The organism is Bradyrhizobium sp. AZCC 1678, assembly GCF_036924765.1.
Lineage (GTDB): Bacteria > Pseudomonadota > Alphaproteobacteria > Rhizobiales > Xanthobacteraceae > Bradyrhizobium > Bradyrhizobium algeriense.
In genome coordinates, this window is sequence record NZ_JAZHSE010000001.1 from 5770787 (window position 1) to 5795902 (window position 25116).

At 62.6% G+C, this 25116-nt stretch carries 27 protein-coding genes and 2 pseudogenes; 13 read left to right on the plus strand and 16 right to left on the minus strand.

Annotated features, from left to right (window positions below):
- Positions 1-46 precede the first annotated feature (46 nt).
- On the plus strand, positions 47-1252 hold the full coding sequence (locus V1294_RS27800; protein ID WP_334501627.1) for an MBL fold metallo-hydrolase: 1206 nt from the start codon (positions 47-49) through the stop codon (positions 1250-1252).
- Here V1294_RS27800 and V1294_RS27805 read toward each other — a convergent pair.
- The 4 genes from V1294_RS27805 to V1294_RS27820 all read right to left on the minus strand — a co-directional run bounded on the left by V1294_RS27805 (position 1235) and on the right by V1294_RS27820 (position 3681).
- Entirely contained in the window at positions 1235-1681 is a 447-nt protein-coding gene (locus V1294_RS27805) for an ester cyclase (protein ID WP_334501630.1), read from the minus strand. The two genes, V1294_RS27800 and V1294_RS27805, sit on opposite strands and share 18 nt — an antisense overlap.
- A 128-nt stretch (positions 1682-1809) precedes the next feature.
- Positions 1810-2067 carry a hypothetical protein gene (locus V1294_RS27810; RefSeq protein WP_334501632.1) on the minus strand — a complete coding sequence of 86 codons (258 nt, stop codon included), beginning with the start codon at positions 2065-2067 and terminating at the stop codon, positions 1810-1812.
- A 112-nt stretch (positions 2068-2179) separates the two neighbouring features.
- On the minus strand, positions 2180-3046 hold the full coding sequence (locus V1294_RS27815; RefSeq protein WP_334501635.1) for an SMP-30/gluconolactonase/LRE family protein: 867 nt from the start codon (positions 3044-3046) through the stop codon (positions 2180-2182).
- A 224-nt stretch (positions 3047-3270) separates the two neighbouring features.
- Positions 3271-3681 (minus strand): DUF2000 family protein, encoded by a 411-nt coding sequence (locus V1294_RS27820; protein ID WP_334501638.1) that lies wholly within the window; start codon positions 3679-3681, stop codon positions 3271-3273.
- Positions 3682-3842: 161 nt separating this feature from the next.
- Here V1294_RS27820 and V1294_RS27825 point away from each other — a divergent pair, with 161 nt between their 5' ends.
- The 3 genes and pseudogenes from V1294_RS27825 to V1294_RS27835 form a co-directional block, all read left to right on the plus strand.
- Entirely contained in the window at positions 3843-4682 is an 840-nt protein-coding gene (locus V1294_RS27825; protein ID WP_334501640.1) for a hypothetical protein, read from the plus strand.
- Positions 4679-4894, plus strand: a pseudogene (locus tag V1294_RS27830) (pentapeptide repeat-containing protein); the annotation flags it as partial. The gene V1294_RS27825 and the pseudogene V1294_RS27830, both read left to right, overlap by 4 nt.
- Before the next feature lie 75 nt (positions 4895-4969).
- Positions 4970-6541 (plus strand): annotated as a pseudogene (locus tag V1294_RS27835) (ATP-binding protein); the annotation flags it as partial.
- Between the two features lie 77 nt (positions 6542-6618).
- Here V1294_RS27835 and V1294_RS27840 read toward each other — a convergent pair.
- The 9 genes from V1294_RS27840 to V1294_RS27880 all read right to left on the minus strand — a co-directional run bounded on the left by V1294_RS27840 (position 6619) and on the right by V1294_RS27880 (position 14093).
- The gene (locus tag V1294_RS27840; RefSeq protein WP_334504850.1) at positions 6619-7008 is read right to left on the minus strand and encodes a DUF4189 domain-containing protein; all 390 of its coding nucleotides are present in this window, start codon (positions 7006-7008) and stop codon (positions 6619-6621) included.
- A gap of 168 nt (positions 7009-7176) precedes the next feature.
- Entirely contained in the window at positions 7177-8781 is a 1605-nt protein-coding gene (locus V1294_RS27845) for a molybdopterin-binding/glycosyltransferase family 2 protein (protein ID WP_334501642.1), read from the minus strand.
- Entirely contained in the window at positions 8778-9482 is a 705-nt protein-coding gene (locus V1294_RS27850; protein WP_334501644.1) for an XdhC family protein, read from the minus strand. The genes V1294_RS27845 and V1294_RS27850 overlap by 4 nt, the downstream gene beginning before the upstream one ends.
- Positions 9479-9808: an XdhC family protein gene (locus V1294_RS27855; protein ID WP_025589337.1), complete on the minus strand. Its 330-nt coding sequence runs from the start codon at positions 9806-9808 to the stop codon at positions 9479-9481. Before V1294_RS27855 ends, V1294_RS27850 begins: the two co-directional genes overlap by 4 nt.
- Before the next feature lie 12 nt (positions 9809-9820).
- Positions 9821-11026: a vWA domain-containing protein gene (locus V1294_RS27860; protein ID WP_334501646.1), complete on the minus strand. Its 1206-nt coding sequence runs from the start codon at positions 11024-11026 to the stop codon at positions 9821-9823.
- 128 nt (positions 11027-11154) lie between these two features.
- Positions 11155-12060 carry an AAA family ATPase gene (locus tag V1294_RS27865; protein WP_334479163.1) on the minus strand — a complete coding sequence of 302 codons (906 nt, stop codon included), beginning with the start codon at positions 12058-12060 and terminating at the stop codon, positions 11155-11157.
- Positions 12061-12112: 52 nt separating this feature from the next.
- Positions 12113-12916 (minus strand): FAD binding domain-containing protein, encoded by an 804-nt coding sequence (locus V1294_RS27870; protein ID WP_334479162.1) that lies wholly within the window; start codon positions 12914-12916, stop codon positions 12113-12115.
- 51 nt (positions 12917-12967) lie between these two features.
- Complete coding sequence (locus V1294_RS27875) at positions 12968-13453, minus strand: (2Fe-2S)-binding protein (RefSeq protein ID WP_108516919.1); 486 nt, start codon at positions 13451-13453, stop codon at positions 12968-12970.
- A 193-nt stretch (positions 13454-13646) separates the two neighbouring features.
- Positions 13647-14093, minus strand: coding sequence for an SRPBCC family protein (locus V1294_RS27880; RefSeq protein ID WP_108516537.1), 447 nt, complete (start codon positions 14091-14093; stop codon positions 13647-13649).
- A gap of 153 nt (positions 14094-14246) precedes the next feature.
- On the opposite strand from V1294_RS27880, the gene V1294_RS27885 reads away from it, so the two are divergent.
- From V1294_RS27885 to V1294_RS27895, 3 genes are all read left to right on the plus strand, one after another.
- Entirely contained in the window at positions 14247-15602 is a 1356-nt protein-coding gene (locus tag V1294_RS27885; protein ID WP_334501648.1) for a 3-carboxy-cis,cis-muconate cycloisomerase, read from the plus strand.
- Between the two features lie 13 nt (positions 15603-15615).
- Entirely contained in the window at positions 15616-16398 is a 783-nt protein-coding gene (gene pcaD, locus V1294_RS27890; protein WP_334501651.1) for a 3-oxoadipate enol-lactonase, read from the plus strand.
- Positions 16399-16511: 113 nt separating this feature from the next.
- Complete coding sequence (locus V1294_RS27895; protein ID WP_334501653.1) at positions 16512-16904, plus strand: carboxymuconolactone decarboxylase family protein; 393 nt, start codon at positions 16512-16514, stop codon at positions 16902-16904.
- Between the two features lie 10 nt (positions 16905-16914).
- Here V1294_RS27895 and V1294_RS27900 read toward each other — a convergent pair whose 3' ends face one another.
- Positions 16915-17769 (minus strand): helix-turn-helix transcriptional regulator, encoded by an 855-nt coding sequence (locus tag V1294_RS27900; RefSeq protein WP_334501654.1) that lies wholly within the window; start codon positions 17767-17769, stop codon positions 16915-16917.
- 80 nt (positions 17770-17849) lie between these two features.
- Here V1294_RS27900 and V1294_RS27905 point away from each other — a divergent pair, with 80 nt between their 5' ends.
- The gene (locus tag V1294_RS27905; protein ID WP_334501655.1) at positions 17850-18731 is read left to right on the plus strand and encodes an SDR family oxidoreductase; all 882 of its coding nucleotides are present in this window, start codon (positions 17850-17852) and stop codon (positions 18729-18731) included.
- A gap of 111 nt (positions 18732-18842) precedes the next feature.
- Positions 18843-20099, plus strand: a complete 1257-nt coding sequence (locus V1294_RS27910) for an MFS transporter (RefSeq protein ID WP_334501656.1) — start codon at positions 18843-18845, stop codon at positions 20097-20099.
- Here V1294_RS27910 and V1294_RS27915 read toward each other — a convergent pair.
- Positions 20096-20602: a hypothetical protein gene (locus V1294_RS27915; RefSeq protein WP_334501657.1), complete on the minus strand. Its 507-nt coding sequence runs from the start codon at positions 20600-20602 to the stop codon at positions 20096-20098. The two genes, V1294_RS27910 and V1294_RS27915, sit on opposite strands and share 4 nt — an antisense overlap.
- Positions 20603-20827: 225 nt before the next feature.
- Positions 20828-20995, minus strand: a complete 168-nt coding sequence (locus tag V1294_RS27920; protein WP_190241861.1) for a hypothetical protein — start codon at positions 20993-20995, stop codon at positions 20828-20830.
- 274 nt (positions 20996-21269) lie between these two features.
- Between V1294_RS27920 and V1294_RS27925 the strand changes: the two genes are divergently transcribed.
- The 4 genes from V1294_RS27925 to V1294_RS27940 are packed head-to-tail and all read left to right on the plus strand — an operon-like array spanning position 21270 to position 25091.
- Positions 21270-22187 (plus strand): ABC transporter permease subunit, encoded by a 918-nt coding sequence (locus tag V1294_RS27925; protein ID WP_334501658.1) that lies wholly within the window; start codon positions 21270-21272, stop codon positions 22185-22187.
- Positions 22187-23518: a high-affinity branched-chain amino acid ABC transporter permease LivM gene (gene livM, locus V1294_RS27930; RefSeq protein ID WP_334501659.1), complete on the plus strand. Its 1332-nt coding sequence runs from the start codon at positions 22187-22189 to the stop codon at positions 23516-23518. Before V1294_RS27925 ends, livM begins: the two co-directional genes overlap by 1 nt.
- Complete coding sequence (locus V1294_RS27935) at positions 23515-24348, plus strand: ABC transporter ATP-binding protein (protein ID WP_334501660.1); 834 nt, start codon at positions 23515-23517, stop codon at positions 24346-24348. The genes livM and V1294_RS27935 overlap by 4 nt, the downstream gene beginning before the upstream one ends.
- Positions 24345-25091, plus strand: coding sequence for an ABC transporter ATP-binding protein (locus V1294_RS27940; protein WP_334479142.1), 747 nt, complete (start codon positions 24345-24347; stop codon positions 25089-25091). Before V1294_RS27935 ends, V1294_RS27940 begins: the two co-directional genes overlap by 4 nt.
- Positions 25092-25116 lie beyond the last annotated feature (25 nt).

Here is a 25116-nt window from a genome sequence, read left to right on the forward strand (position 1 = left end):
GCTACAAGCAAGCGCAAATGGGGGTCCCGAAAGAGGAGGAACTTCCATGGAACTTCGCACAAAGTTTTTTATTGCGGCCGCACTTGCCGGCGCCGCTGTCGTGGTTGCCCCGGCTGGCGAAGCGACGGCTGAGCCCAGCAGCCAGATCACGATCCTCTACGACGCCTTCGGCACTGATGCCGCGATGAAAAAGGATTGGGGCTTCTCCGCACTTGTGGAGATTTCCGGCAAGCGAATCCTGTTCGACACCGGCAACGACCCGGATATCTTCGCAGCCAACGTCAAGGCGAAGAACATTGACCTCACCAGCATCGACTTCGTGGTGCTGTCACACCGCCACTCCGATCACATGGCTGGCCTGAACCATGTTCTGAGCGTGAATCCGACGGTGAAGATCTACGCACCCAGGGAAGGATTCGGAATTTATGGCTCGTCGCTGCCGTCGAGCTTCTACCGAAAGTACGAATCCTTGCCGCCCGAGATGCGCTACTACGACGGAAAGCCGCCGGAAGTCATGAAATTCGGCACCGCCTGGCAGCGAGCCAATATCGAGCCGATCGACAAGACAACGGAAATTGCCCCAGGCATCACGTTGATTGCGCTTGTCTCCGATGCCCCCGGCACAAAGGAGCTCAAGGAGTTGTCGCTGGCTGTCAACACCTCGGACGGCATCGTGCTCGTGGTCGGCTGCGCGCACCCGGGGATCGAAAGGATCGTCGAGGCGGCGACAGCCATCAATCCCAAAATTCGTTTGATCGCCGGCGGCTTCCACCTCGTCGTCGCACCGGACGAGGTCATTGCCAAAGCCGTGGCAATGCTCAAGGAAACGTTCAAGGTAGAGAACATCGCTCCGGGGCACTGCACCGGTGAGCCGACCTTCGCAGCATTGAAGCGAGCTTACGGTGATCGATACCTCTATGCGGGTGTTGGCACCTCGCTGCCGTTGGGACCAGCCATGGGTTCTGTTGGGCGACGTGGCGAGGGACCGGTGCTCCAGGAGGATGATCTGGCCACCTACCGGAAGCTGGCCCAACGAGAAGACCCCTTCGGCATTCATCGGGCGCGGCAAAGCGAACAGAGCTTTCGCATCTCTAGGCGAGGTGCCGGGCTCTGCGCAGGCTTCGGCTATCGCGAACTAGCCTTCCACTTTGGTTCGCTGCGCATTGTCAGAGAGCGAGCCCGCCGGGATGAACCGGCGGGTTTCTGCTGTGTTCGGAGTTACTCTATTTTATGTCTATGCCGCACTCTTTGAAGGCGTTGCAGCTCCCGTCACGCCGATCTGGTTTAGCAACGTGAGCATATCGAAATAGTGCGTCGCACTCCTGACCTTTCCGCCTTCGACCCGGAAGACCTCGCAAGCTGGCACTTCGATCGGCCTGTTCGATGCCGGGATGGCACCGGTCGGCGTTTGCAGCGGCCCGGTGTGAACGCCCTTCCATACGAGTTCCAAGATGGCAGTATCGTTGCTGGCAAACTCACGTATGAATGTACCCTTGGAGTCCGGGAAGGCCTGGGCCCAGCCTTGGAGGGCTTCGATGATCTGACCCGAGCCCTCCAGGCGACGGCTCGTTGCCTTTTCGTCATACACGGCGTCGGCAGCCAACAAGTCTCTCACCTCATTCCAGTTCTTGTTGTTGTATGCGGCAACTGTGGCCTTTGCGATTTCAATGACGTTCGCCATGGCTGATCCTCCAACTGGCGCCAATGACACGCTGCGCCGAAAGCAAAGCATGTTCGCTCTTGGCGCGGCGGTCAGGCGCAGAGCACCGCTCCCAGCCGCTCACTTTGTCTATGCGCGGCGAAAAAGGTTCAAGCCCTCGCATTCGATGCGCCAAAGGAGAGACGGTAGCCGTACATCCTCGTCGGGCTCGCAAGATACGCTGGTAACAGCGTACTCAAAATGGACGTCGCTGGCAGGTGCATGACTATGCGCTCCCCGAGCGCGAACGCATCGTTCGAAACGCCGCCATAGGCCACCGGAGCGCGAAACACCGCCACCACGCAATTGCCGATGCGCTGGTCGCGTCCCGCCGTACTCGGCGCCGCAATATTGCTGTGCGTATTCATTTTTCGATCGCGGGTGCATCCTTCGGCGTTCGTGATGACAGGAGAAAGTCGTGGCCGAAGCGGCGCACTTCATCAGAAGCCACGCCGCACTCAGCCAGGCGCACTCCTGTTCTCAGCGTGTATCGACCCTGTAAGCCACAACAGTGCCATCCATCATCATCGGGATGATGACGATGCCATCCGGCCCCATCCCGAGATCGGCGCTCCCCTTCGCGAGCGGAAGGAGGCGCGTCGCTGTGCCATTGCTCGCGATGCGGAACAGCCCGCCGGTCATCCAATCGGTGACAAGATAGCCGCCCTTGCCATCGGGTTCGACACCGTCGAGATTACCGACTGGTGTCGAGCTACCTAGATCGGACACTTTCTTCGTCACGAGATCGACCGCCTTCATGCGGCCGGGCACCTTCGTTGAGAAGTCCGGGGCCATCTTGCCCCACGACGCGACCACAAGCCGGCCGTCCTCGACGAGGAGCCCGTTCGGATTTTCGAGCGCGTCATCCTGCAACAGGAGAGACAGCTTGCCGCCGTCGAGCACCCAAATGCTGTTTGACACCATATCGGAAGCGTAAATCCGTCCACTCTTGTCAGCCGCGAGATCGTTCAAGAACTTCGATCCGGGTGCCTCGAACCGGTTCAGGACTTCGCCCTTGGCGAGGTCGATTTCCGCAATGCGGTCCACATCTGCGACGTACAGCTTGCCATTCGCAAGCGCGAGCCCGGTCGGACTGTCGAGTCCCTTGACCCACTCGATCGTTACGACCTTTCCATCCGGCCCGAGCTTTGAAACGAAGCCGTTGCCATCCTTTTTCATCGGATCGCCGTTGACGTTCGACACATAGATGGCTCCCGCGGATCGATCGAAGACCGCCGATTCGGGGTTCTTGAAGCCACTCGCCTCCCACAGCTTCTGAGGTTCCGCGGCGCCGGCGCTGAAGGTAAGAACAGCTAACATTAATGCGGAGAGCTGAGGTGTCCTCATGGTAGCCTCCTCGTGCTGCCCCGACGAACGAACAAGCCTGTTACCGCAGATGTTCCTCGGTTCTTCTTTGAAATTGCGCAGCCGGATTAATCGGGTAGATGCAGCTGACTTGGTAGGTGGATCGCAGTGCCTGCCTTGAGGTCGCTCGCTATTCTATTACCTCTTTCAACGAGCCAGCCCTGGCGCAATGCCAAGCCAATAACTCAGGCGTTGCTCGAAAACGCCTAGCTGTGAAACTTCAACCCGTCGACGATCTTGTCGATCACCTTGCGCTCGGCGCGCATCGCGAGGCCAACCAGGTTGAGCTCGGCGCGGATCACGGCCCTGACCACCTCGCGGTTGGCGGCGTCGTGCGTGGTCTTGAACATGTCCTCGGTATAAACCGCGGGCGTGACGTTTCGCGCCAGCGCCCGTTCGAGCGCGCGGGTGAGCGCGACGCGGTCAGCGCCGTAGATCAGGATCGGCTGGCCGATCAGCGACAGATATTTCGTGCCGGAGCCGTCGCCATAGGGCTCGCCGATACATTCCGGAAAGGCGGCAGCAATGCCGCCGGCCAGGAACGAAGCGACGTTGAGTTTTTGCCACGGTTCGAGGTCGGTCCGGATGATGACCGCGATCTTGGTGTCGAATTGCATGGATTATAAACCGACCACTGAGATGGGCTTTGACGCTAACTCCAATTTCCTAGCGGCGGAAGTGGGCTCGTCCTAAATCTTCGAATCAATAGCGCAATCTCTTAGGTTGTGTCATTATGTCTGCATATTTCATGTCTGCATATTTCGCGGCGAGGACATCAATGTGGACTGTTTCCATCCTGGCGACGCAATATGCCGACGAAAAATTGGCGTCTCTTTCTATTGAGAGTCCCACCAATCTTCACACTAGCGAGGGGCTTGGGCTGCTAGTCGGTTTATGGTGCGGACGGTTGCACGATCGGGTCCAAACCGACGAAGGAGTACTTCAGTTTGCCGTTGGATTCCAGATTGGCGAGGTAGTTGTCGAACCAAAGGGCGGACAAATAAGCAATCGAGGGCGCCTACAGACGACGGGAGGGCATCTTAAGGTTACACAATCGGAAGTCGACCAAGCGAAGCGACATGGAACAGTTGGGGGACAACTCGGCGTTAACTTCACAAAGTGGATAGGCAGCCTTGCGAAAGCTGACGCAAATGTCGGAGGTCAAGTTGAGCGAACGATCTCTCAATCAGAGCACAAAGACCGAGAGTATATTCAGCACTTTTGGCGCGTTGCTGATGCAGGCCACAACTATTGGCGGGTCTATGGATTGGGGCTCAATCAAGAGAACGTATTGGAACACAAGATCATAGGGGACGAGCCGCTCTGTCATATTCTACCAGAACTAGAGAGTACGTCGATAGACGTTCATGTCACCTTCAGATGCTCGCTTAGAGACCTTTGGTTTCAACGCACCAGTACTGTACCGGCCCCAGTAGACGCTCGATTCAATCAGAAGCAAGCGGAGATAAATCGCGCTGCCGTTGCTGCACGCATTGCTGCCCTCGCGATAAGTCGAACGATGAATATCGGCGATTCTGGAGTTACCGAAGGGGATGTAATTCTCGCTCGACAAACTTTGCGCGCGGTTAGAAAGACCAGGGGGGAATCACAACAATGACTGAGCATGCCCCGCCGTCAATTTCGGAAACTCATGGTTGGTTAGATGATGCGGATAGACGCAAACTCAAGGACGTCTACCAATCAGACACGGCTTGCTTTTCGGACCTTGTAGAGCTTTCTGATCTGAATCCAGCCGTTGATTTTCGATTTGCAGATCTGACCGGAGTTGACTTTAGCGGGTCGGATCTTCGAGGGTACAATTTTGTCGGAGCGAATTTATCTTATACTCGCTGGTTCAAGGCGACGTGGGATACAACGACAAATCTCGAAGGAGCTCTCCTTACCGGTGCGAGAGGATATGAACGGGCGCTTACAAGCGGAACAGCGGTGGATGTGCTACCTCAACCGTTCTTTGAGAACACGCCAATGGCTGTGGCGAGAGTTGACAAGCACTGCAAAATCCTTAGCGGCAATACACGATATGCGGAACTGACGCGCAGCATCGCGGCGGCAAACGTCGGAGGTTCAATTCTCTCAGCGGTGCACCCACGTGATCGCGAAATTCTGGAAGCCGCGATCATCAAAGCCACGAAGGGCCGTCATGATAACCCGCCAATCGAAGCTTTGCTCGCTGACGATAAGGAGCGTTGGGGTCAGTTCTTTGTGACAACTGAAGACGCAACGTTAGAAACAGCTCATATTTATGTCCTCGATATCAGCGAACGACGATCGCTTGAGCACCAGCTCAACCAATCGCAAAAGATGGAAATGGTCGGCCAACTCGCGGGAGGCATCGCGCACGACTTCAACAACGTGCTCTCGGCAATCATGATGGCGAACGACTTTCTCTTGAACGCGCACAAGCCAACCGACCCATCGTTCCAGGATCTTATGCAGATTAAGCAGAACACGACCCGCGCTGCGACGCTGGTGCGGCAGCTACTCGCATTCTCGCGCCGTCAAACGCTGCAACCCCAAGTGCTCGACCTCGGTGACGCGCTGTCCGACCTCACTATGCTGCTACGGCGACTGATTGGCGAAAAGATCAAGCTCGAACTTGTGCACGGCCGCGACCTCTGGCCGATCAAGGTCGACGTCTCGCAGTTCGAGCAGGTGATTGTCAATCTAGCAGTCAACGCCCGCGACGCAATGCCCGACGGCGGTAGGCTGACGGTGAAGACCGCCAACTTGGCTGCCGAAGACTCCGTCAAGCTGGCCCACAGGGGTCTGTCACCTGCCGATTACGTCCGCATCGACGTCTTGGACACTGGCACCGGCATTCCAGCCAACATCATTGATAACGTTTTTGAGCCGTTCTTCTCGACCAAAAAGGTTGGCAAGGGAACCGGATTAGGTCTGTCAACGGTGTACGGAATTGTAAAGCAGAGCGGCGGGGTCCTTTTTGTAACCTCGGTTGTATCCCAAGGCACTTCATTTTCTATCTTATTCCCACGACACCAACCTTCTGCTGAAACCCGACCGAGCAATCCGGGCATGCGGATGGTTGCGTGGCACAAAGCCGCTCCGGCGGTTTACACCGAAACGATTAGTGTGCTGCTCGTCGAACCAGATTCGAGCTTACGTTCCCTTAATGCTCGCGGCATGCGTTCGCGTGGATATACGGTCGTCGAAGCCGCTGACGGGGTAGAGGCGCTCGGCGTCTACATTACACACGGCAATAAGTTCGACATCGTCGTGTCAGAAGTCCACTTAGCGGAGATGGACGGACCAGCTCTTTATCGCGAAATACGAAAACGAAATGCAGACCAGCCGTTTATTTTTGTTTCTGGTTACGCAGAAGATGTTTTCGAAGACAGCTTTCCAGAAGGAGAGATTGTTGCCTTTTTACCAAAGCCGTTTGTTTTAGATCAGCTTATCGTTGCCATAACAAATGAAATTGGCCTCCGCGTTAGCTAGCGACAACACATTCCCAGACGCTGCAAGCACGTATCTCCCGTCCGAACGTGAGATCGAACCGCTGCGCACATCGCGACTCACCCCTTGGCGTCGCAGGCCCAGGCGCGGATGACGCATTCCTTGCCGCCGAATTCGTAGCACTTCTTTGTCGCGGCGTTGAGCGAGCTCGAAATTTTGGGTTTTACGGCATAGCCGTGGGGACCGCACGGATTGGTCATGTCGACCGCGAGCGCGGCGCAGGCCCGATTCATGGTGAGCGCGGTGCAGTTGCCCTTGCACTGTTTCAGCGCCGCGGCACGCGCGGTGGCCTCGGCCGGATAGTCATAGGCCTGGCCGTAAGCGCCGCACTTGCCGACGGCGAACGCGCCCGCCGCCCATGCCCTCGTGATGAAGCCCGAGACGCCCAGTATCAGCGTCAGCGCAACGATAAAGAGCGCGCGGCGCTGTGCCGCCACGGTCGAAACGATCAAATGCCCCTCCCCCGAGGTAACGGGGAAGAATCTAGCCGCGGGGAGTTTTAAATTTGGTGAACGGAAGCTTCGTAGCTTTGTAGGGTGGGCAAAGCGCAGCGTGCCCACCATAGATCAGCGAACGGGAGAGATGGTGGGCACGGCGCAAGTGCGCCTTTGCCCACCCTACAATCCTCGCGCGGCTTCCAGCGCCTGCGGCGTGTCGATATCGAGAAAGGCGCTCTGACCATCGACCGGGACTTCGGCGACGGCCTCAGTGTGCTTGGCGATCAGATGGCGGGCGCCGACATCGCCGTCCAGCGTCATCAACTCCTTGAAGAAACGCCGCGACCACAGCACGGGATTGCCGCGGCGGCCGTCGCTGACGGGCACCGCGATCAGATGGCCGCGGTCCGGCGCAAAAGTTTCGATGAGTTGGTCGATCAGTTTTGCGGAGATCAGCGGCATATCGCCGAGACAGACGACGGCGCCGTCGGCGTTTTCTGTCACTGCCGCGATGCCGGCCTTGACGGAAGAAGCGAGCCCGCCGGCGAAATCCGGATTGCGGACGAACTTTACATTCAGCCCGGCCAGCGCCTGTTCGACGAGATCGGCCTGATGGCCGGTGACGACGATCACCTCGGTCGCCTTCGACGCCAGCGCCTGCTCGGCCACGATCCGCACCAGCTTCTTGCCGTCGATTTCGGCGAGCAGCTTGTTGGGACCGCCCATCCGGGTCGAGCGCCCGGCGGCGAGCACGATTGCCGCGACATTGCGGTTGGCTTCGAGGTCGGCAACGGTGCGCGGCTGCGGCCGCGTGACGATTTCCATCAACAGGCCGCCGACGCCCATGCCGGTCAGTTCCGCGCGCGTGACCTTCAGCCCGGCGAGAAGGCGCATCAGCACCCAGTCAAAGCCGTTCTCGACCGGCGAGCGCGCGCAGCCCGGCGCGCCCAATACCGGCACGCCGCCGGCGCTGCCGATCAGCAGCAAATTGCCGGGATCGACCGGCATGCCGAAATGCTCGATCGCGCCGCCGATCTCGGTGATCGCGGCCGGGATCACGTCGCGGCGGTCGGCGATCGCGGAGGCGCCGAACACGATCACCAGCTCAGCGCCGAGGCCGAGCAATTCCTTGATCGATGCCGCGAGATCAGCCTCATCGTGCGGCACGCGGCGCTCGGCAATGATGCTGGCACCGGCGGGCGCCAGCCGCTCCGCCGTCACCCGCAGGGTCTTGTCGATCACCTTTGGCGAAAGCCCCGGCAACAGGGTCGAAACCACGCCGACCTTCTTGGTGACATAAGGCGCAATCCGCAGCGTGCCCTTGCCAGCGACATTAACGGCCGCATCACGCAGCTTCGCTTCGACGCCGAACGGAATGAGTTTGACCGTTGCGATCATCTCGCCTTCGACCACCGGCTTGAAAGCCGCGAGCGTTGCAAAGGTGATGGCTTCGTCGACACCGTTGATGCGGTCGACCGCGGCGCGATCGACCACCAGCACGCCGGCCTGTGCGGCGAACAGATTGGAGCGGCCGGTAAAGGCGCGCTCGACATTGACGCCCTCGCCGGCAACGGCCTGCGCAATGCTGGCAGCGGCTTCGTCTTCGGAGACGTCGCCCGCCTCCAGCCGCACCACGACGATTTCCTTGACCCCGGCCTTGTTGAGCGCCTCAACCTCAGTGGGGCCGATCGTGGTGCCTTTCTTGAGCACCAGCGACCCCTGCCGCAGCGTATGCACGGTCACGCCGCCAATCGCGTCTTCCGGACTGGCGGGACCGAACTTCATGCCGCCTGTACCTTCGAGGTTTCTTTCGGCAACCGCAGCTCGGCGGTGATCTCGGCCATGATCGCGACCGCGATCTCCGACGGCGACACCGCGCCGATGGAAAGGCCGATCGGCGCATGGATGCGCGCGATATCGGCATCATCAGCGCCCTGCGCCTTCAGCCGCTCGGCGCGCTTGGCATGGGTCTTTCGCGAACCCAGCGCACCAATATAGAAACAGTCGCGTTCAAAGGCATGCAGCAGCGCCGGATCGTCGATCTTGGGATCGTGCGTCAGCGCGACGAACGCCGTGTAATGATCGATATTGAGCGGCGGCAGCGCCACGTCGGGCCACTCCGCGATCAGCGGCACGTCGGGAAAGCGCTCGGGGCTCGCAAAGGCCGTGCGCGGATCGACCACCGTCACATCGTAGTCGAGCGAGCGCGCGAGCGGTGCCAGCGCCTGGCTGATATGAACCGCGCCGATGATCACGAGACGCGCGGTCGGCGCGTAGACGTTGAGGAAGAGCTTCTTGCCGCCGCTCTCGATCATGCCGCTCTTGCCCATGCGGAGCTGCTTGGCAAGTTCGGCGCCCAGCGGATCGACGGCGATGTCCTTGGCCTTCACCAGCCGCTGCTCGCCATTGGCGGTATCGGTGATCACGATCACCGGGCGGCGCCCGGCGCGCTCGGCATTGACCTGCGTCAGCGTTTCGAGTTTCACGACTGGCCCACCTTCTCGACGAAGACGCGGATGGTGCCGCCGCAGGACAGGCCGACATTCCAGGCGGTTTCGTCGGCGACGCCGAATTCCAGCATTTTTGGCTTGCCGCTGGCGATCACGTCCAGCGCCTCGGTGACGACCGCGCCCTCGACGCAGCCGCCGGAGACGGAGCCCAAGAATGTGCCGTCATCGTTGATGACGAGGCTGGAGCCGGCCGGCCGGGGCGCCGAGCCCCAGGTCTCGACCACGGTCGCCAGCGCCACGCCGTGGCCGGCCTTCTGCCAGTTCTCGGCGGCCTGCAGAATGTCTTCGTCGCGGTTGAGCATTTTGAAGCCCTTTCAAGCTGCGGAGCGGATGCGGCTCATGTGGTGCGGCGGGGGCGGCGCCGAAAGCGCCGCGATCAGCCCTTCCATCGAACTCAAATTATGTACCGGCCGGAATTCGTCAACGTGCGGCAGCATCATTTTGATACCCTGGGCCTTGGCCTCGAAGGCGCTGTAGCGCAGCAGCGGGTTGAGCCAGATCAGGCGGCGGCAGGAGCGGTGCAGCCGGTCCATCTCGAACGCCAACTTGGCGTCGGCCTCGCGCTCCAGCCCGTCTGATATCAAGAGCACGATGGCGCCCTGCCCCAGCACCCGGCGGCCCCACAATTTGTTGAAGCTGTGCAGCGAGGTGGCGATCCTTGTGCCGCCGGCCCAGTCCTCCACCGAAGACGAACAGCTCGCCAGCGCTTCGTCCGGATCGCGCGCCCGCAGCGCCCGCGTCACATTGGTCAGCCGCGTGCCGAACAGGAACACGGAGACGCGCTTGCGGGCGTCGGTGATGGCATGGAGGAAGTGCAGGAACAGTCGGGTATATTCGCTCATCGAGCCCGAGATATCCAAGAGCGCCACGATCGGCGCCGGCTTCTCGATCAGGCCGAGCTTTCTGATGTCGATGATCTCGCCGCCGGTGCGCAGACTGCTGCGCAGGGTTCGCCGCATGTCGAGCTTGAGGCCCTTGGCGTCCGGTTGGTAGCGGCGGGTGCGCAACTCGGCCTGCGGCAGCTTCATATTGGCGATGGCGCGAGTGACCTCGGCGATCTCGGCCGCGCTCATCTGCGCAAAATCTTTCTTGTGCAGGATCTCCTTGTCGGAGACCGACAGCCGCAGTTCCTGTTCCTGCACCTCGTGCGCCTCGTCGCGCATCGACGGCTGCGCCAGCGCCTCCTGCACGCGGCGCGAGGCCGGCGGCGGCTTCTTTTTGGCGTGATCGGGCAATGGCACCGAATCCAGCATGTGCTTCCAGTCTTCGGCGGCGCGGAAGAACAGGTCGAAGGCCTGGGCAAAGATCAGCATATGCTCGTGGCGCTTGACGAAGATCGCTTCCAGCGTGGCGTAGACGTCGGCGCGGTGGCCGATCTCGATTGCCTGCAGCGCGTTGAGCGCGTCGATGACGGCGCCGGGGCCGACGGGAATCCCTGCCGCGCGCAGCGCGCGGGCGAAGCCGACGACATTGTCGGCCATGTGGCCGGTCGGCGGATTGAGATGGTCGATGTTGGTCATGGTCAACCCGGTTTCCACTCTCTCGTCATTCCGGGGCGATGCGCAGCATCGAACCCGGAATGACGAGATTCTCAGGTGCGCAATTGCGCACCGTAGTTCGATGCTGCGCATCGCCCCGGAATGACGACTTAATCGCTCGTCGCTTCCTTCAAAACCTTCTGCAGCGTGTCGCCCTGCATGCGCGCGATGTCGTCCTGGTATTTCAACAGCGCGCCCAGCGTGTCGCCGACCATTTGCGGCGTCAGTGAGCGGGCGTCGAGTTCGGTCAGAGCGGTGGCCCAGTCGATGGTCTCGGCCACGCCCGGCGACTTGTAGAAATCCTGGTCGCGCAGCGCCTGCACGAAGCGCACGACCTGCTGCGACAGCTTTGCGGAAATATCAGGCACGCGCGACTTGACGATCGCAAGCTCGCGCTCGGCCTCGGGGTAATCCACCCAGTGATAGAGGCAGCGCCGCTTCAGCGCGTCGTGGATCTCGCGGGTGCGGTTCGAGGTGATGATGACGATCGGTGGCTGCGGCGCCTTGATGGTGCCGAATTCGGGGATCGTGACCTGGAAGTCGCTGAGGATCTCCAGAAGATACGCCTCGAACGCCTCGTCGGCACGGTCGAGTTCGTCGATCAACAGCACCGGCGCGCCGGCGACGTCAGGCTCCAGCGCCTGCAGCAGCGGGCGCTTGATCAGAAAGCGCTCAGCGAAAATGTCCGACGACAATTGCTCGCGGTCGGTGTCGCCGGCGGCTTCCGCCAAGCGAATCGCGATCATCTGCGCCGCGCTGCTCCACTCGTAGACGGCGGAGGCGACGTCGAGCCCCTCGTAGCATTGCAGGCGGATCAGTTTTCGCCCGAGCGCGGCGGACAAAACCTTTGCGATTTCGGTCTTGCCGACGCCGGCCTCGCCTTCGAGAAACAGCGGCCGGCCCATGCGCAGCGACAGGTAGGCCACCGTCGCCAGCGACCGCTCGGCCAGATAGCCGCGCGAGGTCAACAACTCGAGCATGCCATCGACGGATTTGGGCAGCGCCGATGCACTCATGGGCAAACCTGTTCTGGGAAAGCCAATCTTGATACGCTAATAATCGGCAAACTTACTTCGCCGTTGCGGCTTCGACGGCGCGGCGCGTCAAGACGCCGATCAGGTGCGCGCGGTATTCGGCGCTGCCGTGCAGATCGCTGTTCAGCCCTTCCGACGACACCGAAATGCCGTCGAGCACCTTGTGCGAGAAACGCTTCTTCAGCGCCTCCTCAAACTGGGTAGCGCGGAACACGCCGTCCGAGCCCGCGCCGGTGACGGCGACGCGCACATCCGACGGCCGCTTGGCGACGAACACGCCGACCAGCGCGTAACGCGAAGCCTGGTTACGGAATTTGATGTAGGCCGCTTTCTTCGCCAGCGGGAACATCACCTTGGTGATGATCTCGTCGCTCTCCAGCGCGGTCGTGAACAGGCCCTGGAAGAACTCTTCCGCCTTGAGGCGGCGCTTGTTGGTGACGATAGTGGCGCCGAGCGCGAGCACCGCTGCGGGATAGTCCGCGGTCGGGTCGTTGTTGGCGAGCGAGCCGCCGATCGTGCCTTTATGGCGCACCGCGGGATCGCCTATCCCGCCGGCGAGTTCGGCGAGCGCCGGAATGGCTTCGCCGACGATCGACGACGTTGCGACTTCGGCATGGCTGGCGGTCGCGCCGATCACCAGCGAACGGCCCTTCATCTCGATGGCGTCGAGCCCTTCGATATGGGAGAGGTCGACCAGGTGCGGCGGGCTGGCAAGGCGCTGCTTCATGACCGGCACCAGCGTATGGCCGCCGGCGATCACCTTGGCGTCTTCGTTCTTCACCAGCAGATTGGCGGCCTGCCGCACGGTCGCCGGACGATGATATTTGAATTCGTACATTGAGAACTTCCTGATCGCGGTCGCGATGAAATCAATTAAGCGAGATCGGCCTCAAGCAAGATCAGACTTGGCCATCGCCTTGGCGCCGGCGGCGATCGAGGCAACGATGTTCTGGTAGCCGGTGCAGCGGCACAGATTGCCTTCAAGCTCTTCGCGAATGACGTGGTCGGAGAGGTCATGGCCCTTGCGATGCACCAGATCGACCGCCGTCATGATCATGCCGGGGGTGCAGAAGCCGCATTGCAGGCCATGATGCTCGCGAAAAGCTTCCTGCATCGGATGCAGCGGCGCGCCGTCGGCGGCCAGGCCCTCGATGGTGCGGACCTCGTGGCCGTCGGCCATGACAGCGAGCGTGGTGCAGGACTTCACCGCCTTGCCATCGAGATGCACGACGCAGGCGCCGCATTGCGAGGTATCGCAGCCGACATGGGTGCCCGTCAGCCGCAGATTTTCCCGCAGCAACTGGACCAGGAGGGTACGGGGATCGATATTGGCGTTTACGGGGTTACCGTTCACGATCAGGGAAATCTTGGCCATCACCACTCTCTTGAGCTGCACCGCCGGATATGCCGGCAAAGCAGGCGTTTATAGTCATTCCAAGGCCCATAATATGGGCCATCCCGGTAATGAGCAACCTCAGGAGCCCCTCGCCTGGGGCATGGCCTGAGTGACTTGACGGCCTGTTCGACCGGGGGCGGGCCCGCGCAGAATCAGCCTTGGTCAGCCTTGATCATCCTTGCACGGCCTTGGCGAAATTGGCGAAGAACTCGTCGGCCAGTTTCTTGGCCGCGCCGTTGATCAGGCGCTGGCCGAGCTGGGCGAGCTTGCCGCCGATCTGGGCCTCGACGGTATAGCTCAGCAGGGTACCGCCATCCTTTTCGGCGAGCGCCACGGTGGCGCCCCCCTTGGCAAAGCCGGCAACGCCGCCCTCGCCTTCGCCCGAGATCTTGTAGCCATTGGGCGGATCGAGATCGCTCAAATTAACCTTGCCCTTGAAGCGGGCGGAGACCGGTCCGACCTTCATTTTGGCGGTGGCGCGGAAGCCGTTGTCCTCGGTCTTTTCCAGCTCCTCGCAGCCGGGGATGCAGACCTTCAGCACTTCCGGATCGTTCAGCTTGGCCCACACGGCCTCGCGCGACGCCGCAAGCTGGACTTCGCCGTTCATCGTCATGGCCATGGGAGTGCCTCCTGGATCGCGCCTGATATCCCCAAGTAAAGCACGCCCGGGCCAAAAGGAAGGGCGATAAGCGATGCATATTCGCAAGTGCAGCAGAGCCAAACCGATAAGGGCATTGGCAGCGACAGGCCGGGATGGTTAGGTCGCGAGCAGATGAGCACCGCACTCTCCCCATTGCTTGCCCCGATGCTGTCGAGCGCCGCCATGCGCGCGATCTGCGACGATGCGGCGGCCCTGCAAAACATGCTGGATTTCGAGGCTGCGCTGGCGCGCACCGAGGCCGCGCTGGGGGTCATTCCGGCAAGTGCTGCGGGACCGATCACGAATGCGTGCAGGGCCGAATCATTCGACCTCGCCGCGCTGGCCCACGCCGCCACCCGCTCCGGTAACCTCGCCATCCCGCTGGTCAAGGCGCTGACGGCCAATGTCGCCAAGGTGGATGCCGAGGCGGCGCGTTATGTCCATTGGGGCGCGACCAGCCAGGACGTCATCGATACCGGCGCCATGCTCGGCCTTCGCGCCGGCATCGACGCGCTGCTCGCCGACATCAGCCGCGCGATCGCGGGCTTTGCCGGACTGGCGCGTCAACACCGCCACACCCCGGTAGTCGCCCGCACCTGGCTCCAGCATGCGCTGCCGATGCCGTTCGGGCTCAAGCTCGCCGAATATGCCGCGGCGCTGCACCGCTCGAAGCTGCGGCTGCAGCGCTTGCGCAGCGAGACGCTGGCGTTGCAATTCGGCGGCGCGGCCGGCACCCTCGCGGCGCTGGGCGACAACGGACTAAAGGTCGCAGAAGGACTGGCAGCGGAGCTCAAGCTGCCGCTGCCGGACGCGCCCTGGCACACCCACCGCGACCGCATCGCGGAAGCAGCCTCGGTGTTCGCCATCATTGCCGGCACTTGCGGCAAGATCGCGCGCGATGTTTCGCTGATGATGCAGACCGATGTCGGCGAAGCGTTCGAACCATCGGGCGAAGGCCGCGGCGGCTCCTCCACCATGCCGCACAAGCGCAATCCCGTCGCGGCAGCCAGTGCGCTTGCCGCAGCCACCATGGCGCCCGGTCTCGCGGCGACGATTTTTGCGGCGCAGGTGCAGGACCACGAGCGTAGCGCCGGCCCCTGGCACGCCGAATGGCCGACGCTGCCGACGCTGATGCTGGTCACCTCGGGCGGGCTGGCGGCCATTGTGGATATCGCCGAGGGGCTGGAAGTCGACGCCGCGCGCATGCGCAGCAATCTCGACACGACGGACGGACTGATCATGGCCGAAGCGGTGACGATGGCGCTGGCCGAAAAGGTCGGCAAGAGCGACGCGCATCACCTGATCGAAGCGGCGAGCAAGAAGGCGGTCAAGGACAAGAAGCATCTGCGCGATGTCTTGACGTCGGATGCCAAGGTCGCCGCACAGCTCGACGCCGACAGAATCGCAAAACTGTTCGAGCCGATGGCCTATCAGGGCGCCTCGCAGGCCCTGATCGACCGCCTGCTCGCTTCGCTGGACGACAAGTGACCGGAGAATCCCTATGCCGATGATCGACGCCGACGGGTGCTTGCTCAACGTATCCGTCGAAGGCCGCGACGGCGGACCGACGCTGATGCTGTCGAATTCGCTGGGCTCGACGATGCAGATGTGGGAGCCGCAGATGAAGGCGCTGACGCAGGTGTTCCGCGTCATCCGCTACGACCGGCGCGGCCACGGCAAGTCAAACGTGCCGCCCGGGCCCTATTCATTGGAGCGTTTCGGCCGCGACGTGCTGGCGATCCTCGACGACCTCAACATCGCAAAAGCCCATTGGTGCGGCCTGTCGATGGGCGGCATGGTCGGGCAATGGCTGGGCGCCAACGCGTCAGACAGGTTCGGCAAGATCGTGCTGGCCAACACCACCTGCCACTACCCAGACCCGACGCGCTGGAACGACCGCATCAAGGCGGTAAAGGAAGGCGGCATCGCCGCGGTCGCCGACGCCGTGATGGCGGGCTGGCTGACGGCGGATTTTCGCGAGCGCGAGCCGCAGATCGCAGCCAACATGAGGGCGATGATGCTGACCACGCCGGTCGAGGGCTACATCGCCTGCTGCGAGGCGCTGTCGACACTCGACCAGCGCGAGCTGCTATCGAAAATCAAAAGCCCGACGCTGATCATCGCCGGCCGCCACGACATGTCGACGACGATCGCGGACGCCGAATTCATGCGCAGCCGGATTCCCGGCGCGAGCATGACCATCCTCGATGCGGCGCATATTTCGAACGTCGAGCAGCCGCACGCCTTCACCGACGCGGTGATCGGTTTTTTGACGCAACGCTGACAACCACAACCAGGGACGTCATTGCGAGGAGCGAAGCGACGAAGCAATCCATGTCTCAGCAAGCCGTGAAATGGATTGCTTCGCTTCGCTCGCAATGACGGGGAGAACGTACCATGGACGACAACCAACGCCGCGACGACGGCATGGCCCAGCGCCGAAAAGTGCTCGGCAATGAATGGGTCGACAAGTCGATCAAGAACCGCAACGCGTTCAATACCGACTTCCAGGACCTGATCACCCGTTACGCCTGGGGCGACATCTGGACCCGGCCGCATTTCGACCACCGCACCCGCCGCGTGCTCGTGATCGGCACCATGGTCGCACTGGGACAGTGGGATGAATTCCGCCTGCATGTGCGCGCAGCCCTTGCCGAAGGCGGCTTCACGCCCGACGACATCAAGGAAATCCTGCTGCAGCAGGCGATCTATTGCGGCGTGCCGGCGGCCAACCACGCGATCAAGGAAGCGAACGCGATCATTGCGGAATTAGATTTGCTGAAGGGCTAGGGCTTGCGCTTCATGGCTGCACCGGCAGCGATGTAACGAGCGACCTGATCCGGTCGGCATCCGATCGCGTGACCGGATTGTAGACGATCATGCCAAGGTCCGGCCGGCCGTCGACGGCAAACGCCGAATATTCCAGCGTGATCTGCCCGAGGATCGGATGGCGGAGGCGCTTGATGCCTTCGCCGTAAACGTTGACGTTGTTGTCGCGCCACAAGGCTTCGAATTCAGGGCTGAGCCGGCAGAGTTCGTCGACGAGTTGGCCGACTTCGGAAACAGCGCCTGCGCGCGCTGCGTCCGCCCTGAACGCGCCGACCACGAAACGCGCCACGCTTTCCCAATCATATTGCGCGGCCCGCACCCGCGGATCGCCGAAGATGAGGCGAAGGATGTTGCGCTGGCCCGGAGGAAGCTTGCCGTAGTCAGTCAGGACCGCAGCAGCCGCGCGATTCCATGCAACGACATCCCAGGTGGCCGTCTTGATCAGGGCAGGACTGGCATCGAGTGCATCAAGCAGGCGCTGCAGGCGAGGCGTTACGCCTTCGGTGGCCGTGTAGCGAACCTCGGGCGGACGCCCGAGTCCGAGCAGGAAGAGATGTTCGCGCTCGATGTCGGTCAGCATCAGCGCGCGGGCGATCCGGTTCAACACATCAGCCGAAGGAGCCCCGCCGCGGCCTTGCTCCAGCCACGTGTACCAGGTCGGGCTGATGTGGGCGCGCTGGGCGACCTCCTCCCGGCGCAGCCCCGGCGTCCGTCTGCGTCCCACCGCGAAACCGAGGGCGGCCGGATCAAGCCGGGTGCGGCGATCCCTGAGATAGCTTCCGAGCAGATTGTTGGTTTCGACGCTCACGCTGATCCTGTTGGTCATTATACCACGATAACATCACTACTTTAACATGACAGGCGCTTGGCCAATATCCGCCTCCACACATCATTGGAGACTTTCACTTGCGCATCTTCGTTACCGGCGCGACCGGCTTTGTCGGCTCCGCCGTCGTCCACGAACTCATCACATCGGGCCATCAGGTACTTGGTCTCACCCGCTCCGATACCGGAGCGAGCGCACTCGCGGGCCTGGGCGCGGAAGCCCATCGCGGCTCGCTCGAAGATCTGGAGAGCCTTCGCGACGGCGCGCGCAGGGCGGACGCTGTCATCCACACCGCCTTCAACCACGACTTCTCGAGATTTCTGGAGAATTGCGCGGAAGACCGCCGTGCGATCGAAGCGATGGGCGCCGAGCTTGAAGGGTCCCAGCGGCCGATGCTGGTGACCTCAGCATTTGGCTCGCTGGCGCCGCGCCGGATCGCGACCGAGGCCGACAGGCCTGCTCCCGATTTCCCGCGCGCCTCCGAGGCCGCGGCCGCTGCCGTTGCGGCACGGGGTGTGCGCGCGTCCGCGGTCCGGCTGGCGGCATCGACCCATGGCGATGGCGATCACGGTTTCGTCCCGCGCCTGATCGATATCGCACGCGAGAAAGGCGTCGCGGCCTATGTCGGTGATGGAGCGAACCGCTGGCCCGGTGTGCACCGATTCGATGCGGCCCGCCTCTACCGGCTTGCGCTCGAACAGGGCGTCGAGGGCGGCCCCTATCACGCGGTCGCCGACGAAGGCGTGCCGTTCAAAAAGATCGCCGAAGTGATCGGCCGCAGGCTCGGCGTGCCCGTCATTTCCAAAACGCATGACGAGGCACCTGCGCATTTCGGCTGGATCGCGAGATTCGCCGCGATGGACATGCCGGCCTCGAGCGCGCGCACCAGAGCGGCGCTGGGATGGAAGCCGGAGCAGCCGGGGCTCATCGCCGATCTCGATCAGGACAACTATTTCGCCTGAGCACGCCCAAGTGTCTTGAGCGCCGAACCACGAGCGTGTATCGGCGCGAGCAAAATGCCGGCCCGGCAGCATTGCAGCGCCGAGCCGGTGAAGTCCTGCCCAGGTGATATCTTGAACTCCGAACCTTCGACGAAACCCGTGGCGGCTTCCGGCTCGTTCGCGGCCATGAAGTCCGCGCCCTATCGCGCCCAGTTCATGGCCTATGTGCTGGCCATGATGGCCGACAATATCGAGCACGTGATCAGCTATTGGGTGGTCTTTCAGAAATTCCACTCGCCTGCGCTGGCCGGCTTCGCGGTGCTGTCGCACTGGCTTCCGTTCCTGCTGTTTTCGGTCGCCGTAGGCTCGCTGGCGGACCGGCTCGATCCGCGCCGTATCATCCAGTGCGGGATGCTGCTCTTCATCGTGGCCTCGGCAGGATGGGGATTTTTCTTCATCACCGACACGCTTGAGATGTGGCACGCGATGCTGCTGCTCGTCATCCATGGCTGCGCCGGCGTGCTGTGGCAGACGCCGAACCAGTTGCTGCTCTACGACATCGTGGGCCCGGCCAATCTGCCGAGCGCGGTGCGGCTGAACGCGACGGCGCGCTATCTCGGCATCCTGGTCGGTCCGGCCGTGGGCAGCGTCATCATGCTGGCGCTCGGCCCATCCCACGGCATCATTTTCAACACGCTGTTCTATCTGCCGATGCTGCTCTGGCTGTTCTGGGCGCCCACGAAGGCCAAGGACGCCGCACCCCGACGCATCCCCGTCCGCGGCCTTGCCGACATCATGCAGACCATCCGCGACATCGGCACGCAGCGGGTCCTGACCTCGATGACGCTGCTCGCCGGGCTGACTTCCTTCATGATCGGCAACGCCTACCATGCCCAGATGCCGGGCTTTGCCGGCGATCTCGGGCATGGCGACCCCGGCGTATCCTACAGCGTGCTGCTGGCCGCCGACGCCGCCGGCGCGCTGCTTGCGGGCATCGCCCTCGAAGCGTGGGGACGGCTGAAGCCTGATCCCCGGACAGCCATCGTGCTCGCCATTCTGTGGAGCCTGTCCCTGCTCGCCTTCGCGTCCGTCGGGATTTACACGCTTGCGATCGCATTGCTGTTCGCCGCCGGTTTCTTCGAGCTGTCGTTCAACACGATGGCGCAGGCGCTGGTGCAGATAAATGCCCCCGCCGACATCCGCGGCCGCGTTGTCGGCCTGTTCAATATGGCCGGCCTCGGCATGCGGGCGTTCAGCGGCATCACTGTGGGCCTCGCCGGTGCCGCGATCGGCATTCACTGGTCGCTCGGCGTGTCGGCCGCCGTGCTGCTGGCTTGTCTGGCCGTCCTGTATCGCCGCGCTGCAAAGAGCGGCTCGTCGCCGAACTAGCTTCGCTGAAGGGATAGCCCGGTGGGCGCAGCGCCGGCCTGCTGCGGCGGCGCGGGCCGCTCGATCAGCATGATAATGACGGTGCCGAGCATCATCATGAGCTCGGCCGCATGCAGCCGAAGCGCTGAAGTCTCGCCGGCCTGCGAGGCCATCAGCACGCCGGCAAAACTCATCACGCTGCCGATCAAAAGCGCCATGCCGAGCGCTTCCTCGCAGCCGCCGCTCCGGCGGGCCGACGCGCGGGTGATGAAAACCAGAAAGGCCGCAAGGAACGCCACCACGGTCATCCGGCCGAGCGCCAGCAGCCAGGCGACGCGAACGGTGGCCAATCCACTGAGCTGCAGGTGGTCGCTGACGAACAGCGCCAGCGAAATGTTCGGCCGCTCATAGAGACCGTGGATCGGCGAAACGACGATCTTGAAGGCTGCGATGGTCCAGGCCGGAATGAAATAGGCCGCCAGCAGCGCGCCGTTGAATGTGCTGATCCGCCTGTTTCCGATCATGCCGCTTCCCCCAAGCCCCCAACGGGGCGACGGCGACCTAACGCCCGCAAAATCCGGGCGGCAATTTAAACCATTTGTTTACCTTAATTTCCCGGACCATCCATTTGCCCCCGGCTTGACCCGAGGGTTCATCACACGAGTTCGGCCATGACGGTGGCGGGCCGAGCGCCACAAAAGAAAAGCCCCGCCTTCGGCAGGGCCTTCTTCACTCACTCACCCGTCCGGCTAGCTGTCCTGATCAGGCATCTGCTTCCCCTGACGGTTGGGATTCGGCTTCTCACGGCCCGGATCCTGCTGCTGCTGGCCCGGCTTCTGGCCGCCACCCTGCTGCTGCTGACCGGGCTTCTGACCCGGGTTCTGGTTCTGCTGGCCCGGGTTGTTCTGATTGGTCATTGGGGGATCTCCGTTGTTGACCATAGCCGGGGTGAACGGAAAGGCATGACATTCGTTGCAAGGGAATGCCGGTTCCGCTGCGATCATTGCGCGGCAAAGGCGTGGCAGCACTGTGAAGCGGGAACCCGTGCTGAAAAACTAGCTCTGTACAAGCCAAATAAGCCGCAGCCGGCGCTGTTGCCGCCCCCGGTTCCCACCTGTTAGAAAACGACACGACGCGTCGCATCGGGCTGCCGGAGCTCTCGCCGCGTCGCGGCTCTAACTACGGCAGCGCATGGATTATTTCGCCCAGCAACTGATCAACGGCCTCGTGCTCGGCTCGATCTACGGCCTGATCGCCATCGGCTACACCATGGTCTACGGCATCGTCGGCATGATCAATTTCGCCCATGGCGATATTTTCATGATCGGCGGCTTCATCGCCCTGATCACCTTCCTGATCCTGGTCTCGTTCGGCCTGACTGCCATCCCCCTGATCCTGCTGGTGGTACTGCTGGTATCGATGGCGATCACGGCGCTCTATGGCTGGACGGTGGAACGCATCGCCTACCGGCCGCTGCGGCACTCGTTCCGCCTGGCGCCGATGCTCTCCGCGATCGGTATGTCATTCGTGCTGACCAATTATTCCCAGGTGGCGCAGGGCGCGCGCGTCAAACCGGTGCCGCCGATCATCACGGGCGGCTATACCCTGCACGAGGGCGCCGAAGGCTTCGTGGTGCAGCTTTCCAACGTCCAGATCATCGTCGTCATCACCACCGTGGTGCTGCTGGCGCTGTTCACCTGGCTGGTATCGCGCACCCGGCTCGGGCGCGACATGCGCGCCTGCGAGCAGGACCAGACCATGGCCTCGCTGCTCGGCGTCGACGTCGACCGCACCATCTCCATGACCTTCGTGATCGGGGCTGCGCTCGCCGCCGTCGCCGGCATGATGTACCTGCTCTATTATGGGCTGGTCGATTTCTTCATGGGCTTCGTCGCCGGCATCAAGGCGTTCACCGCCGCGGTGCTCGGCGGCATCGGCTCGCTGCCCGGCGCGATGCTGGGCGGGCTACTCATCGGCCTGATCGAAACATTGTGGTCGGCCTACTTCTCGGTCGAGTACAAGGACGTCGCCGCGTTCTCGATCCTGATCGTGGTCCTGATCTTCCTTCCGACCGGCCTGCTCGGCCGGCCTGAAGTCGAAAAAGTCTGATGGGCGGCAGCGTGAGCGCACCCCCCGCCGCCCAAACCTCGCGCGCTCCGGGCGCCGCCTTCATCCTCAAGAAAGCGCTGATCAGCGCGCTGGTGGCGCTGGTGCTGTTTTCGCTGATGATCGGCGTGCGCACCGAGGCCGGACCGCAGGGACAATTGATCTACTGGACGCGGTTCGGCGACCTCGCCGTCATGGTCGCGGCCGTGTTCGGCGGTAGCATCCTCGTCGAGTTGCTGCGGCAATGGTGGGGACCGGTCGGCACCGTCAGGATCGTGCCACCTTCCGTGCAAAGCACCCTCGCCGTCGCGCGCCGCGCCATCGCACCGGTGCTGCTGGTGTTCACGTTTCTGGTGCCGGTCCTGTTCTACGACGAGCGCTACATTCTCGACCTCGGCATCCTCGTGCTCACTTACGTGATGCTTGGATGGGGGCTGAACGTGGTGGTCGGCCTCGCCGGCCTGCTCGACCTCGGCTATGTCGCGTTCTACGCGGTCGGCGCCTATTCCTACGCGCTGCTGGCGACCAATTTCGGATTGTCGTTCTGGGTATGCCTGCCGCTTGCCGGCATTCTCGCCGCGTTCTGGGGCGTGCTGCTCGGCTTTCCCGTGCTGCGGCTGCGCGGCGACTATCTCGCTATTGTCACGTTGGCCTTCGGCGAGATCATCCGCCTCGTCATCATCAACTGGCAGACCCTGACCGGCGGGCCGAACGGCGTCACCGGCATTCCCCGGCCAACCCTGTTCGGCATTCCGCTAACACCGGCCGATGACGGGCTTGCGGCCATGCTCGGCATCGAATTCTCGCCGACGCACCGCATCGTGTTCCTGTTCTATTTGATTCTGGCGCTGGCGCTGCTCACCAACTGGGTCACGATCCGGCTGCGGCGGCTGCCGATCGGCCGCGCCTGGGAAGCGTTGCGCGAGGACGAAGTCGCCTGCCGCGCGCTCGGCATCAACACCACCACGACCAAGCTGACGGCGTTTGCGACGGGCGCAATGTTCGGCGGTTTAGCCGGCGCATTCTTCGCGACGCGGCAGGGCTTCATCAGCCCGGAATCCTTCACCTTCCATGAATCGGCGCTGGTGCTGGCGATCGTGGTGCTGGGCGGCATGGGTTCGCAACTCGGCGTCGCGCTCGCAGCACTTGCCATGATCGGCGGCTTCGAGCTTTTTCGAGGGCTCGACCAGTACCGCATGCTGGTGTTCGGCATGGCGATGGTGCTGTTGATGATCTGGCGGCCGCGCGGCCTAATCGGCCATCGCGCGCCGACTGTGTTCCTCGAGCGCAATCAGGCAATCTCGTCCGACCTCGTCAAGGAGGGACACGGATGAGCGGCGACCAGATCCTGTCCGTCGATAGCCTGTCGATGCGCTTCGGCGGCATCGTCGCCGTCAACGAACTCTCCTTCAATGCCGAGCGGCGCAAGATCACCGCGCTGATCGGGCCGAACGGCGCCGGCAAGACCACCGTCTTCAACTGCATCACCGGCTTCTACAAGCCAACGTCAGGCGCGATGCGGCTCGCGCATGATAATGGCCACGCCATCCAGCTCGAACAGCTGAACGATTTCCGGATTTCCAAGCTGGCCAAGGTCGCACGCACCTTCCAGAACATCCGGCTGTTTCCCGGCATGACGGTGCTGGAGAACCTGATGGTGGCGCAGCACAATGCGCTGATGCGCGCCTCCGGGCTGACGTTTCTCGGGCTGATCGGCGCGCCGTCCTGGCGCAAGGCCGAGGAGGCCGCGATCGATCTGGCGCGGACCTGGCTCGACCGCATCGGGCTCCTGGACCGCGCCGACGACGCCGGCGGCAATTTGCCCTATGGCGACCAGCGGCGTCTCGAGATCGCGCGCGCGATGTGCACCCAGCCCGCGCTGCTCTGCCTCGACGAGCCGGCAGCCGGCCTCAACGCGCGCGAAAGCGCCGCTTTAAGCGAACTGCTGCTCTCGATCCGCGCGAATCAAGGCACCTCGATCCTGCTGATCGAGCACGACATGAGCGTGGTGATGGAAATCTCCGACCACATCGTCGTGATGGATCACGGGCTGAAGATCGCCGAAGGCACGCCGCGCGAGATCCGCGACGATCCCAAGGTGATCGCGGCCTATCTCGGCACGGATGAAGAGGAAGCCATCGCCGTGATGGAGAGCGGAACGTGACCGCCCCATCGAAGACTCCCCTGCTCGCGATCCGCGCCCTGCGCGCGGCCTATGGCAAGATCGAGGCGCTGAAGGGCGTTGATCTCGATATCAACGCCGGTGAGATCGTCGCCCTGATCGGCGCCAACGGCGCCGGCAAGTCGACCCTGATGATGACGATTTTCGGCCGGCCCCGCGCCCGTGCGGGGAGGATCGAATTCGACGGCCAGGACATCACCGGCGTGCCGACGCACGAGATCGCGCGGCTGCGCATCGCCCAATCCCCGGAGGGCCGCCGCATCTTCCCGCGCATGAGCGTGGCGGAAAACCTCCAGATGGGCGCCGATGCGACCGATAGCAGCGAGGCCGACCGGGCAAGCGGCCTGGAACGCGTCTTCGCGCTGTTCCCGCGGCTCAAGGAACGCATGACCCAGCGCGGCGGCACGCTTTCCGGCGGCGAGCAACAGATGCTGGCGATCGGCCGGGCCCTGATGAGCCGGCCGCGCCTGTTGATGCTGGACGAGCCGTCGCTGGGGCTGGCCCCACTGATCGCGCGGCAGATTTTCGATGCGATCCGGACCCTGAACCGGCAGGACGGCCTGACCGTCCTGATCGTCGAACAGAACGCCAACCACGCGCTGAAACTGGCGCATCGGGGCTATGTCATGGTCAACGGCCTGATCACCCTGTCCGGAACCGGCAGCGAATTGCTGCAGCGCCCGGAAATCCGCGCTGCCTATCTGGAAGGCGGCCGGCGGGAGTAGTCACATTTCCACCTGCCTCCCACCT